The following is a 13,345-nucleotide window of genomic DNA, read 5'->3' on the forward strand; positions in this document are numbered from 1 at the left end:
GCCTCTGGTTGCTCACAGGCCTACGATTGCCGTGAGTTCGAGCGTGAGCCGGCGCCACGAGCGGGGCGGCCGAAGCAGGGTGGGGCGGAGATCGGGGCGATGGCAGCGAGGAACACATGGCGTACCGGTCCCGGTGCGCGTATCACGGCCAGGGCTGTGCTGGCCGGTGTCATCGGCGCGGTCGTCGGTGTCGCGGCGTACGCCATCAGTCAGACCGGCGGGCAGCTCTTGTCCGTCGTCGTCGGCGCACTCACCGGAGTGGCCGCAGTCCTGGGCGCCCATCTGTACAGGCGTTCCGCTCAGCTCACGGAGGTACAACTCAGCCTCGCCGGCAACGTGTTGACGTTCACAGCGAACACCGACATGCGGCAGGCCGCGCTGCGGATGTTCTTCCAGGCTGCGACCCGGGTGGCCACTCGGCCTCTGGAAGACGGCGCCGGGAACCTCCGTGAGGCGCTGACCTCCCTGAAGACCTTGTTCGATCTGTACCGTGAGCCGATCGAGTCCGGATCCGCACCGCCTCCGCCGCTCAGGGGCGACTCCGTTCATGAGGTCGTCCTGGACATCCTCAACTTCGAGCTGGCCCCGTTCTTGTCGAAGTGGCACCCGAAACTGCGGGCCTGGGAAGAGTCCGAGGCGGCGGCGGGCGGTGAGGGCGCCTGGCCCGAGAACGCCGCCTTCCGCGAGGAGTTGCGCGAACTGCAGCACCGCCTGCGCGAGTACGTCGTGGCCCTCGGAAGGATCGCCGGGCTCCGCGACCCTGAGCGGCATCTGCGTCGCTCGGACCGGCACGCGCGACACGACGGCGAGCATCAGGCCGCTGCGCCGGGTTCCGACGTGCCTGCGCAGCGGCCGCCCGGCACCGGCCGTGACGGCGTGTCCTTTTCCGCACCGCCGGATGACGCATCATGAGGCCGTGACATTCTTCGGCCTGCCTCAGTCGCCCGCCTTCAGGGGCGCATTGACCTGCAACGACGCCCCCCCCCCCCCGCTGATTTTGGGGTTACGTCCGACAAAGGAGTGCGGGTATGAAGGACCCTGCCTATGCTCCGGACGTCGATGAAGACGCGGGGAGGGCGCAGTGGGACGTCTTCGTCAGTTACAGCCGGTCCGATGCCCAGCAGGCCGGTGTGCTGGCATCCGCGTTGCGAGGGCAGGGGCTGCAAGTTTTCGTGGACGAGACCGCGGTCGACGACTTCGCTTCCATCACGGCCACGATCACCACGGCGCTTGCCCACTCCAGGGCTCTGCTGGCCGTCTACTCGGCGGAGTATCCGCGCAGGCGTGCCTGTCAGTGGGAGCTGACGTACGCGTACTTGGCGGGCCAGCGGGAGGGGGACCCGCGCAGGCGGGTCCTGGTCGTGAATCCGGCTGCGGGCAGTGATCACGTAGAGCCGGTGGAACTGCGCGACGCACGCCACTGGCCCTGGCCCGGTGCTCCAGCGGAGCTGGACCGCTTCGCGTCCCGTGTCACAGGACACGTCTCGCGGCTGCGTACTCCCATGGGCGAGTCGTGGTCTTCGGCAGGCGGTCTCACTCCTCCGTTGTCCTCCTGGCTGCCGGCTCCGGCTCGCACCGGGTCTGCCCGTTTCACCGGCCGCCTGACCGAGCAGTGGCAGATCCACACCGCGCTGCACCGCCACCATGCTCCGCTGGTCGCGCCGAGCGGCGCGGGCTCGGGCCGTACGGCCCAGCTGCGCGGGATGCCGGGGATCGGCAAGTCGCTGCTGGCGCAGGAGTACGCGTTGCGTTTCGGCTCCGCGTTTCTGGGAGGGGTGTTCTGGTTCGATCTTCACTCGGTGCAGGAGACGGGCGATCCCTCAGCTGTCATGGACGCCTACACACGGCAGGTGGCGACGGCAGCCGACGCGCTCGGTCTGGATGCTTCGGAGCTTCATCTGCCGTCGCTGCTCAGCCGCTTGGCGATCTTTCTCGGTGAGCGGGGCGTGCCCTGTCTCTGGGTCGTCGACGGGCTCCCCGACGGTCTGGCCGACGAGCAGCTGCATCAACTGCGTGGTCCGCACCTGCTCGCCTCGACTCTGGTCACCACGCGTTCCCTGCGCTACACCGCGTTCGCGGAGGCCGTCGGTGTAACCCCGCTGCCCGATCCGGATGGCCTGCACCTGCTCACCAGCCGCCGCCACCCACAGGACGTGGCGGAGCAGGCGGCGGCCGTCGGGCTCGTCCACGACGTCGGCGGGCATCCGCAGGCCTTGGACATCCTCGCCGATCTGGCCGCCACCACCGGTTTCGTCCACACCCGCAACCGCCTTCACGCTTCGGGTCCGGACATCCTCGCGGGCCCACTGACCACAGCTCTTGTGCCGCACCCGTTGACGGAACGCACCGCCACCGCCGACCTGCTGCGGCTCCTGGCCATCGCGTGCCCCGCCCCGCTGACCCAGGCGGCCATGGAGAGCGTCCTTGGAGCGCTGTCCGCCTACGACCCCTGGGAGGCCGCCCCTCTCGTCGCCCACGCCATCGATGCCCTTCTGGGTACCGGCTCATTGAGTCCTGGATCCGCGTACGACGGTTCGTGGACCGTCCATCCGCTGCTCGCCCGCACCGTGCGGCGCCGGGACGACGACACCGCCCGTCAGGAGGACCTGCGGCGCGTTCTGCTCCACGCCCTCACCGCGACGCCGCAGACCGCCTCTGCCGCTCAGCAGAGACCGGCTGTCCTCGAAGCGGCCTCCGCGGCCGGATCGGTGCGTCGGCCGGGCCCTCTGGAGCGCGCCGCCGCCTTCGACCTGCACATCGAGCTCGTCACCCGCGTCGGTGTCCAACCGCTGCCGCCGGATGAGGGCTCCTTGCGGGAAGCCCTCACCTCACTGCACTCGCTCTTCGCGACCGCTCGGGACGCGCTGCACCGGATGGCAGCCGAGGCCGCTCCTCCGGTCGGATTGCCGCTCATCGCGTCCGGCCTGGTCAACGACCATCTGCGGCCCTTCCTCACGACCTGGCACTCCGCGCTGCGACAGCATGAGGCCGCACGCCCGGCGGATGTGGACGCCATCGCGCACGAACGGAGCTGGGAGCAGGCCACGGCCATGCGCACGGCACTCGAAGCGCTGAGGGCCCCGCTCACGGACGCGGCGCGCGAACTGGGCCGGCTCTGCGGTATCGACCTGCTCGCCGGCGGCGTGGCGGACGAGGTCGCTCCCGAGGAGCGCTTCCCGCGTTGACAGCGGGGCACCGACGGAACTCGCTGGTCAGGGTTTACCGGGTGTCGCTAGAGATCGTTTCCCGCGCTGTGTCGCCGGATTTCCCGCGGCCCAGGCCAGAGGACACGTCAGGGGTTGAAGCGGACTCGCGACGCACCTGGCGGTACTCGCGCATGTCCTGCCTGGGCTCACAGGCCTCAGACCGGCGACCCGCCCTTCTAAGCATGGCTCCACGGCCGGATGGCGCAGAGGCCCCAGGTGAAGCGGCGCAGTTTCGCCTGCTCGACGTACGTGGCCGTATCGCCGTAGTTGATGTTGAGGTGGCGTCCGAGGACAACGGTGGCCACGCTTCCCGCTCCGGCGGCCTTCAGAGCTGTGGACGCGGACTGGACGTGGTTGCCGGTGGTCCAGGTGTCATCGATGAGCAGCACGTTTTCGCCCCAGAGCGCCGACGACGTATAGCGCTCTGCGGAGGCAGTGCGGCCGAGCGCTGACGCATGAGGGGTTGGCGTGAGCAGGTCGCGATAGCGGTCGCGGGTGACGCCGACCATGTCAGCGACCATGTCGCGGAGGGGGTGGTCGTTGCGGCCACTGGTGCTCGGCACGGTGGTGACGGTGTCGAAGCCGGCTACCGCGCAGTGGTTCACGATGCAGTTTTTTCATGCAGGGCGAGAAAGCGCCACAGGACAGCCGCCAGCCCCATGCGGAAGTACTGCTGCTGGGGGCCGACAGCGTTCTTGTAGCGCCACAGCTCGTTGGCATACTGCTCTCCCTTCAGGGCCAGGCTCAGTGGGACGATGACATCGGCGACACCCTCCCCGAGGATGTCGCTGGCCTGCTGGCACTGCCAACAGGTCGGATAGCCGGCCTTCGCCGGGCCTCGGCAGATCTGGCAGACGCCCGGTCCAGGCAGCAGGGGATGGACGAGGAAGTTGGCGTAGCGGGCGGACAGCCCGACGACGGTTGCCACCCGGATCCGCCGGTCAGGCCCAGGTGAGCTCGCCCGTGACGGGGACGAGAGAGTCGAGTTCGGCAAAAACGTCGTCAGGACCGTCGATGACAGTGGTGTTGGGCCTGGTCGCGTACTCCCGCGCCCATTCGTGGGTCATCAGAGAGCGCATGAGGAAGACCCGTCGACCGTGCTCCAGAGCGAGGCGAGCCTGCATACGGGCCCCGCTGCGATACGCCGCCTCGACCACCACGGTCGCGAGACTGTATCCACTCATCACAGCGTTACGCATGGGGAACGAGACCTTCGAGGGCGGAGCGTCCGGCCAGAACTGGGAGATCAGCATCCCCCGCTCGGCCATCTCCTGCTGGAGCCGGGCGTTCTGCGCCGGGTAGGAGCGCCGCAGACCGGTGCCGATGACGGCGACGGTCCGGCCGCCGACGGCAAGCGCGGTTCCGTGCGCGGCGGTGTCGATGCCGGCGGCGAGGCCGCTGACCACCGTGACACCGCGCTCGGCGAGCCCTCCCGCGATGGCCCGGGCGTGGGCGATGCCCTCCGGAGTCGGATTGCGAGTGCCGACGACCGCGACCCGGAGATCGTCACTGATGGGGGTACCGCGCAGGAACAGGAAGGGCGGCCGCTGGTGGACAAGCCTCAGATACAGCGGATAGTCATCGTCCAGGATGGTGACCAGCCGCATGCCTTCCCGCTCCCAGGCAGCGATCTCGGCGGCTACGGGCTCCAGGTCTGTGGCGGGTTCTGTGTCGAAAAGGGCGCCCTGCCCAGAGGCATCGAGCGCGTTCTCCAGTACGTCGCGTGCGCTTCCGACGGCCTCAATCTGGTCGGTGAGTTCGGGCCAGGTGCGATCGCCGCGTCGCAGGAGTGCGACGAGGGCGGCTCGCTCCAGTTCCTGGTCCATGCCCGCATCTGGGCCAGGCAGCGGAACGTGAGGGGGATCCGAGAACTTCTGCCTGGTACTGAGGGATCTGGCCTGGAACTGGTCTGACAGACGCGAGGCGCAGTCCGGCCTATAACCTGGGCAGGTCGTGGCTGGCAGACGTCAGGGGTGGGATGAGCACCGAGCGGGAACGCCGGGCTGCGGTGGTCGAGTACTGGCGGGCAGTGGAGCTGTTCAGTCCGCAGAAGGTTCCGAATGTGTCGTCGCGGGAGCGGGTCTACGAGGTAGCAGTCGACCGCGCTTTGCCCTGGGAAGACGGTCATCCCGTACGGAGTCTTCCGCTGGATCCCGGGTATGTCTGGCAGCACATCGTCTACGGCGGCTGCTTCGCCCTCGCGGACGTCCGCGACACCCTGCTGGAGGTCTTCGGCCGGGACGAGGAGGACGTGGACGGGCGGATGGACGGCGATACCGCCCTGTTCGCGCTGACGGTCACCGATGACGGCCGACTGCTGCTGGACTCCCCGGTGTTCTCCGCGTGCGGCTGGGCAACCGGCCGGGCACTGAGTCCCGGGCGGGGCGGCGGGCGGTGGCTGGACGGCTTCGAGGAGGACGTACAACCATGGCTGGCCCGGGCCGCCGAACTCGGAGAACCGCCCATACCGGTGACGCCCCACACGACGGACAGTGCCGAGCCGTTGATCGACACTGTGCTGCCCGCCGCCACCGACGACGTGAACGGCACGGCAGTACGGCAGGCCAACAGCGAGGAGGGCGAGGAACAGGCCGGGGCGTCGGTGGGTTCCCGTCGCATCGGCGCCAAGGAGCTCATCGGTTTCACCCGCGACCTGGCGGCCCGCTGGGGTGTCGAAGACGCGCTGCGCCCCTTCGGACTGCGGATCCGAACCATCGCGGTACGGGAGGACCGGGCGGAGGACAGCGATCAGCAGGACTTCCTGAACAGCTTCATCGCCGACGACCTGAAGCGCGTGGCCACAACGCTGCCCGTGTCCGGCCCCGGCGCACCGCTTGAGGCGTATCTGACTCCAGACGCGGAGCTGAACACTGCCCGGCGTATTGATCTGCGTGTGCGACCCGAGGAGGCGCTGGCCGGGGTGGAGCCCCGGGCTACCCCGCTGGGCCGCTGGCCTGCGGAGAGCGCCCACCCGCTGGCGCTGAGCCAGCAGTTCGCCGTGAACTCCATAAAGGCCGAGCTCGCGGGCGGTGGTGGTCTGTTCGCCGTCAACGGGCCGCCGGGTACCGGCAAGACCACCATGCTCCGAGACAGCATCGCCGACCTCGTCGTGGAGCGGGCGGTGCGGCTGGCCGGGCTGCAACTGCCGTCGGCCGCGTTCTCGCCGGCCGTCCATCGGTGGAAGAGCGGCGAGTACACCCGTACCGTCACCGAGTTGCTGCCGGAGTTCACCGGCTTCGAGATGGTGGTGGCGTCGGCGAACAACGGGGCGGTGGAGAACATCTCCACCGAGATCCCGGCCCGTGACGCGCTGGGCGAGTACTGGCGTGAGGACGCCGACTACTTCGCCGAGCAGGCCACCCGGCTACTGAAGGGTGTCCCGGCCTGGGGCGCCGTCGCCGCCCGGCTGGGCAGCAGGAAGAACCGCATCGAATTCGTCAACCGTTTCTGGCACGGCAAGGAGAAAGGCACCGACCAGAACGCGCCCGCCACCGCGCACCGTGCCCGTCCCGGTGCCTGGAGTGACAGCGGCCAAGGACTGTCCCAGTTGCTGCGCACGTACGCCACTACACCGCAGACCGGCGTGTGGCGCGAGGCCAGGGACCGCTTCCAGACCGCACTGGCGGAGGTACGGCGGCTTCGGGACGAACGGGACGCGGCAGCCGCCGCCCTCCGCACCCTGCCTGCCGCCCGGACGGCCGTCGAAACCGCGCAGTCGGCCGTCACCGAGGCCGCCGACGCGCTCGCACTACGCCGGGAGGCAGTGCCAGCGGCCGAACAGGCGCTGGCCCTGGCGCGGCAGACCTGCGACAGCGCCGAGGGACGGCGCCGGGAGCATGCCGGCCGCCGTCCCGGCTTCTGGATCATCCTGTGCACCTTCGGCCGAGCCGCCCGCGACTGGCACACCGAGGACCAGGCCCTGGCCGTGCGGGAACGAGACACTCAGGCCGCATGGCAGGAAACCGACTCGACCGCCCGACGCGCGCGGACAGCCGCCGACCGGGCCGACACCGAACTCAGCGAACGGCTGCAGTACCTCACGCGCGCAGTTGAGCACACGCAGGCCCTGGACCGTACGGTGTCCGAGGCCCGGACCGCCTGGGGCGCGCACGTCCCGCAGGACACCTGGCTCACGGACGACAGCACCCGGGAGCTGGCCGCCCCCTGGGCCGATCCTCAGATCACCCGTGCCCGCTCCGAGCTGTTCTTCGCCGCGCTCCACCTGCACCAGGCGTTCCTGCGCTGCACCGCCAAGACCATGCGGGCCAATCTCACGTCCGCCATGGATGTGGTCACCGGCGGCGCGCCCGCCACGCTCGGCGAGCCTGCCCGACGCGCCGCGTGGCAGAGCCTCTTCCTGGTCGTCCCCGTCGTGTCGACGACCTTCGCCTCCCTGGACCGCGTGTTCGCCGGGGTCGGCCGCGGTGCGCTGGGCTGGCTGTTCATCGACGAAGCCGGACAGGCCACTCCCCAGATGGCCATGGGCGCGATGTGGCGTGCCCAGCACACCGTGGTGGTCGGCGACCCCCTCCAGTTGGAACCGGTCGTATCCCTCCCCTGGACCGCCCAGCAGGCGCTGCGGCGCGACTACGGCGTCGACGAGGAGTGGGTGCCGGGCCGCACCTCCGTCCAGCAACTGGCCGATCGCGGCAACCGCTTCGGCACCACGCTGCCCGCCGAACTGTCCGACGGCTCGACCGAGGTCTGGGTCGGCGCGCCACTGCGCGTACACCGCCGCTGCGACGACCCCATGTTCACCATCAGCAACGCCATCGCCTACGACGGCCTCATGGTCAACGGCACCCCCGACCGCGGCCCCTACCGCTATGGGCCCGCCAGCTCCTGGGTGGATGTCGTCTCCAGCCGGGCGGAAGGCCACTGGATCCCCGAGGAAGGCCGGGCGCTGCGGCAGATCCTGGAACGCCTCTCCGCGACTGACGGCATCGATCCCGCCAAGCACGTGTACGTCATCAGCCCCTTCCGCGCCGTCGTCGCCGGCGCCCGACAGGTCTGCCGCGGCCTGCTCCCCATGGACCGGGTCGGCACCGTCCACACCACCCAGGGCAAGGAAGCCGACATCGTCATCCTGATCCTCGGCACGGACCCCGCCCGCCCCGGCGCCCGCGCCTGGGCCGCTTCCCGCCCCAACCTCCTCAACGTCGCCGTCAGCCGCGCCAAGCGCCGCCTCTTCGTCATCGGCAACCGCGACGCCTGGCGCGGCCAGCGCCACTTCACCACCCTCGCCGCCGAACTCCACCACCACGCCTGGCCCCCTGCCGGGACGTGACCAGGCTGGGCGCAGACAGGCAGGCGGCGAGGTCGGTTGCCCGGTGCAATCTGCCCAGAAGGCGCGTCGATAGCATCGTGGCGGGTGATCAGGGAAGTTTCGACAAAGTCAAGGGAACGGCCGACGAGTACCAGGCTGTCGCTGTCTTGCATCCGAACATCTGGTACGGCCGTGGCCCGGGGCAGGTAGGTGCGAGTCTGGACAACGCCCGGCGTGCCGGCCCCCGCGCCATCGCTCCGCTCGGCGGATGGCGGCAGGCCCTGAATCACCGCTGACTGCGCCCTGAGGGACTACCCCACCGCATCGGTGGGTAGGGCACTGCAGGCCTGCCGCCGCAAAGGAGCGGGAATCCCGAAGTCGAACAAACACTCTAGGTGATAATGTCGTCACGCTCAGAACTGGCCCTTCATCAGATGCTGGCACCTGGAGGAGACATGGCGAAGAAGTGGGAAGCCGATCCCGAAGCGTCCTTCACGCGGCGGTTAGGCAAGTCGTCTCTTGAGCTGGGACAGACTTCCGGGAACACCGGCTGCCCTGACATGTGGGAGCTGGACAACGGAGATGTCGCGGTCATCGGTGCGGATCTGACCGCTTCCTACGAAGGGCGGCTTCCGAACGACGTACGGGTCGATCCCGGAGAGCGGCTGGTCATCATCCCCCGGGCAACGATCCTCGCGGCCAAGGCAGACATCCCGGATGCGTAGTCCGCTGCACGGTGCGGTGGGTGAGCGCATGGCGCTCAAGGACTACTACGCCGACTTCGAGAAGTACTTCTGGCACTGCGGCGACCTCGGATTCTGGAAACTTGAGCGGCAGCAGACATTCAAGGAACCCGGCTACGACAGCTGGGAGGCATTCTGGCGTGGCGACTGGGATGAGTCCCTGCGCTTGCTGGAAACGGGCCGCGCGGACATGGCGGAGTACCACCGCAAGGTCGAGCAGCACGGCTTCGTGGCCCGGCGGGCTCGCGTGGTCGAGGAACCGCTCAGCGACTACATGCAGTGGGAACTCCACGCGCTGCGTATCCGGGACCAGTGCGGGGGCCCCATCCATGTCACCGACGCGGAGCGGGTGGCCCAATACGAGCAAGACGGCCCGCTGCCCGAGATCTCCACTCTCGGAAACCAGGTGATGTATCAGGCGCTCTACGACGAGCAGGGCATCCTGGTAGCCGCGCGGAAGTTCGTCGACCGCCAGCTCGTCCTGCGTTGCCGGGAACTCATCGTGAGCGTCTACAACGCCGGTGAGCCCTTGGCACACTGGTTCAACGGGCATGTGGCGCCCCTTCCGCCCCCGCAGCGCCAAGCGCCGAGATGAGAGACGACATCCCGGGACACGTCAACCGGTTCGACGGCTCGGCTTCGGCGCACACGGTCGTGCAGGCTGGCGAGGTCAGTGGTGGGGTGCATTTTCATCACCAGGTGCCGCTGCCCGCGCCTGTCATCGTGCCGCATCAGTTACGCAGCTCCGTACGTCACTTCGTCAACAGGTCCGAGGAACGGACCCGCCTCAGCAGTCTTGTGGCGGACCGCAATGACGAGCCGCACGCGGTGCGCGTAGCGGCCATCACCGGGACTGCCGGAGTCGGCAAGACCTCACTGGCACTGCACTGGGCACACAGCATCCGGCCGCATTTCCCAGGCGGTGAGCTCTACGCCAATCTGCGGGGCTACACCGCGGGCTCCCCTGCTACACCGCAGGAAATACTGGGCCGCTTCCTGGAGGACCTCGGCGTCCCCGCCACGCATGTACCGGCCGAACCGGAGCGCCGGGAGACGATGTTCCGGTCGCTGCTCGCCGAGCGCCGCATGCTGCTCGTACTCGACAATGCCGCGGACAGCTCGCAGGTCCGCCCGCTGCTGCCCGCCACCTCCGGTTGCCTCGTCGTGGTGACCAGCCGGGATGACCTGTCCGGCCTGGTCCGCCAGGAGGGCGCACTGCGCCTGGATGTCACAACGTTCCCCACGACGGACGCCGTAGAACTGCTGCGTGCCGCCACCGCCGGTTACCGGACCAGCGACCGTCGGGGAGACTTGGCGGCGTTGGCCCGACTGTGCGCGGGACTGCCTCTGGCACTGCGTATCGCCGCCGAACGCGCGGCGGGCTGGCCATCCATGCCGCTCGGCGAGCTGATCGACGACCTGCGCGACGAATCGGCCCGCTGGAGCGTTCTGACAGCCGAGGCCGAGGAGGGGTCCGACGCAATGCGCAGCGTTTTCGAGTGGTCTTACCAAGCGCTGTCCAACCCCGCGGCCAGGCTGTTCCGACGGCTCGGCCTGCACCCTGGCAACGAGTTCGGCCTGCCCGCCGCCGCGAGCCTCGCCGGGAGCGATCCGGCCCATGTACGGGGCCTGTTGGACACATTGGTGCGAGCCCATCTGCTGGAACGGCGCCCCGCCGGTCGCTACGAGTTCCACGACCTGCTGCGGGCCTATGCGGCGGAGCAGGTCCGGCGGGAGGAGAGCGAGACGGAGCGGACAGAGATCCTCAGGCGCTGCCTCGGCTGGTACCTCCACACCGCGTACGCGGCACAGTGCGCCATGGCGCCGTTCGACCGCTACGACCTGGACGACCGGATCCCCGCACCCGCCACGGCCCTCCGTTTCGAGAACTACCAGTCCGCGTTCGACTGGTACCGCGCGGAGAGCGCCAACCTCGTTACCGCCACTCGTACCGCCGCCGATGCAGGATTCCCGGAGATCGCATGGCGATTGGCCGTGGTACTGCGGGCCGTCTACATGCACCAGAACGCCTTCGACGAGTGGGAGACGACTGCCCGGATCGGCGTCGAGGCCGCAGCACGCGCCGGAGAGCAGCACGGTGAGGCGGAGGCACTCGAATCTTTGGGGAAGGCTGCATTCCAGGCATTGCGGCTCGATGAGGCTGAGGAGCATCACCGCGCCTCGCTTGCCCTTCGCCGGCATATCGGTGACGGCTGTGGCATGGCGGTGTCCGTCAACGCTCTCGGCCTGATCGGACTGCGTCGGCGACGACTCGAAGAGGCCAGGGCGCACTTCACGGACGGCGCGGAGATCTTCCGTGACCTCGGTGACCGCCGATGGACGGCATTGGTGCGGAGCAACCTCGCGGAGACGCTGTGCGAACTCGGCCGGGGTGAGGAGGCCCAGGCCCTCATCGAGCAGCTGCTGGCCGACTTCCGCGAACTCGGTGACCGTGCCTGCGAGGGCAATGCTCTATGCCTGCTGAGCTGGGCACAGCGCACATCTGGCCAGGCCGAGGCGGCTGCCTGCTCGATCCGCGCTGCCCTGTCGATCGCTGATGACGAGAACAACCAGGTGTGGCAGGGGCATTGGTTGGCCGAGTCGGCGCGAGTCGAGCGAGCCCGCGGGAATCCTGAAGAATCCCTCCGCCTCTTCCAGAAGTCTGCCGCCATTCAGCAGAAGCTCGGTGACGCGTCCCGGGAAGCCACCGCACTGGATGGAGCGGGCGAAGCGTGCCAGTCGCTGGCACGCTTCGAAGAGGCAGCAGAGCTGCACCGCCGCGCCGCGGATACCTACCGCCAACTGGACTCCCCCTGGCAGCTCGCCCGTGCCCAGGCACATCTTGCCGACGCGCTGACGTCTTTGGGCGATCACGGATCGGCACACGCCATCCGAGAGGAAGCGCTGCACCTGCTCGGTTCGTTCGACGACCCCAGGGCCATCGCGCTGGCAGGGCAGGTGGCACGCACGGTGCTTGAGTGATGGCGACGGAAGCTAGTCGTCAGCTGCTACGGGCGCCGAAGCCGTGATCCAGACGGGCGCGTCGGCGCAGTCCAGACGGATTCCGTCAGCCGGGGTGAGGCTGGTCCGCAGGACCTTCAAGCGATGGCCGTTGACCGTTGCCGTAGGGCCGAGGCTCGGGCCCATGAAATGGAATGTCCGCACCTGGTTGTGGACCTGACGCGCGGTCATTGTGGTGTCGACTGCGAAGAACTCCGGTTCCAGCAACCCCGCATAACTGATGCCGTCGACGGACTGAGGTTCGCCTGCCGACGGGTCTCGCACCCGGCCCAGGGCAATGCTCAGCTGTTCGCGCAGCACTGGGGACAGCCCTGTCCACAGGCTCCGGGGAGTCACATCGTCCGGCAGCGGAACGCCGCCTTGCTGGGCGAGCACCGGGCCGGTGTCGAAGTCCTCGTCCATACGGTGAACTGTCACGCCCAGGTCCGCGTCGCCATTGCGGATCGCCCAGAGTACTGGCGCCGGGCCGCGGTATTTGGGCAGCAGCGAGGAGTGAATGTTGAGCACGCCGTAGCGCGGGGTCTGCAGCACGGATCGTGGCAGCCGCCACGAGAATCCATAGCAGACGAGCAGGTCAAGGCCGTATCCGCGTAACGAGGCACCCAGCCCTTCCGAACTGCCCGGCAGCAGCAGGTCAACGCCCGCTGGCAGCGCCGCAGTGATCTCTCCTGCGACGCGCGCCGCGCCCTCGTCCGCGGGCTTACGGGGCCGCATCGAACGGGAGAACGCGTAGACGACCGGGTCATGGCCCGCTGCGGCGCACGTTTCGTGCAGGGCGGCGAACTCTGCCGCACCGAAGGAGATCAAGCCGATACGCATGCCGCTCGCCATGGGCAGCAGCCTAGTGGGATGTTCCCCGATTACGGGCTGCACTTCGACCTTTACCCCCGGTTACGTGCTCCACTCCGCGGTGCTCAGGCGCGGCATGGTGTCTTACGGTATGGGCAGCTACAGAGTACGGGGACTACAGGCGAGAGGTTGCGGAGCGGCTTGCAAAACGGTATAGGCATCATCGCCGCGAGCCGCGAGCCGCGAGCCGCGAGCCGCGAGCCGCGAGCCGCGAGCCGCGAGCCGCGAGCCGCGAGCCGCGAGCCGCGAGCCGCGAGCCG

10 protein-coding genes are annotated in these 13,345 nt (G+C 68.9%); 6 read left to right on the forward strand and 4 right to left on the reverse strand.

The genetic code is table 11. From position 1 onward, the window contains the following. Positions 1 to 99 precede the first annotated feature (99 nt). Complete coding sequence (locus tag M2271_RS28745; protein ID WP_280890254.1) at positions 100 to 912, forward strand: hypothetical protein; 813 nt, start codon at positions 100 to 102, stop codon at positions 910 to 912. Positions 913 to 1,028: 116 nt separating this feature from the next. Further along, positions 1,029 to 3,185, forward strand: coding sequence for a toll/interleukin-1 receptor domain-containing protein (locus tag M2271_RS28750; protein ID WP_280890256.1), 2,157 nt, complete (start codon positions 1,029 to 1,031; stop codon positions 3,183 to 3,185). A gap of 197 nt (positions 3,186 to 3,382) precedes the next feature. Here M2271_RS28750 and M2271_RS28755 read toward each other — a convergent pair whose 3' ends face one another. Genes M2271_RS28755 through M2271_RS28765 form a run of 3 tightly spaced genes read right to left on the reverse strand, consistent with a single transcriptional unit; the run spans position 3,383 to position 5,032 of the window. After that, the gene (locus tag M2271_RS28755) at positions 3,383 to 3,811 is read right to left on the reverse strand and encodes a hypothetical protein (RefSeq protein ID WP_280890257.1); all 429 of its coding nucleotides are present in this window, start codon (positions 3,809 to 3,811) and stop codon (positions 3,383 to 3,385) included. Then, positions 3,808 to 4,134, reverse strand: a complete 327-nt coding sequence (locus M2271_RS28760; protein ID WP_280890258.1) for a hypothetical protein — start codon at positions 4,132 to 4,134, stop codon at positions 3,808 to 3,810. Before M2271_RS28760 ends, M2271_RS28755 begins: the two co-directional genes overlap by 4 nt. A 13-nt stretch (positions 4,135 to 4,147) precedes the next feature. Further along, the gene (locus tag M2271_RS28765) at positions 4,148 to 5,032 is read right to left on the reverse strand and encodes a DNA-processing protein DprA (protein ID WP_280890259.1); all 885 of its coding nucleotides are present in this window, start codon (positions 5,030 to 5,032) and stop codon (positions 4,148 to 4,150) included. A gap of 152 nt (positions 5,033 to 5,184) precedes the next feature. Between M2271_RS28765 and M2271_RS28770 the strand changes: the two genes are divergently transcribed. The 4 genes from M2271_RS28770 to M2271_RS28785 all read left to right on the forward strand — a co-directional run bounded on the left by M2271_RS28770 (position 5,185) and on the right by M2271_RS28785 (position 12,197). Further along, entirely contained in the window at positions 5,185 to 8,493 is a 3,309-nt protein-coding gene (locus M2271_RS28770; RefSeq protein ID WP_280890260.1) for a DEAD/DEAH box helicase, read from the forward strand. A gap of 434 nt (positions 8,494 to 8,927) precedes the next feature. After that, positions 8,928 to 9,197, forward strand: a complete 270-nt coding sequence (locus tag M2271_RS28775; protein WP_280890261.1) for a hypothetical protein — start codon at positions 8,928 to 8,930, stop codon at positions 9,195 to 9,197. Further along, positions 9,190 to 9,810, forward strand: coding sequence for a DUF6879 family protein (locus M2271_RS28780; protein WP_280890262.1), 621 nt, complete (start codon positions 9,190 to 9,192; stop codon positions 9,808 to 9,810). The genes M2271_RS28775 and M2271_RS28780 overlap by 8 nt, the downstream gene beginning before the upstream one ends. Then, on the forward strand, positions 9,807 to 12,197 hold the full coding sequence (locus tag M2271_RS28785) for a tetratricopeptide repeat protein (RefSeq protein WP_280890263.1): 2,391 nt from the start codon (positions 9,807 to 9,809) through the stop codon (positions 12,195 to 12,197). Before M2271_RS28780 ends, M2271_RS28785 begins: the two co-directional genes overlap by 4 nt. A 12-nt stretch (positions 12,198 to 12,209) precedes the next feature. Here M2271_RS28785 and M2271_RS28790 read toward each other — a convergent pair whose 3' ends face one another. Next, complete coding sequence (locus M2271_RS28790; RefSeq protein ID WP_280890264.1) at positions 12,210 to 13,067, reverse strand: formyltransferase family protein; 858 nt, start codon at positions 13,065 to 13,067, stop codon at positions 12,210 to 12,212. Positions 13,068 to 13,345: the final 278 nt, after the last annotated feature.

It is taken from the genome of Streptomyces sp. LBL (assembly GCF_029893585.1).
In the GTDB taxonomy this organism is placed as follows: Bacteria; Actinomycetota; Actinomycetes; order Streptomycetales; family Streptomycetaceae; genus Streptomyces.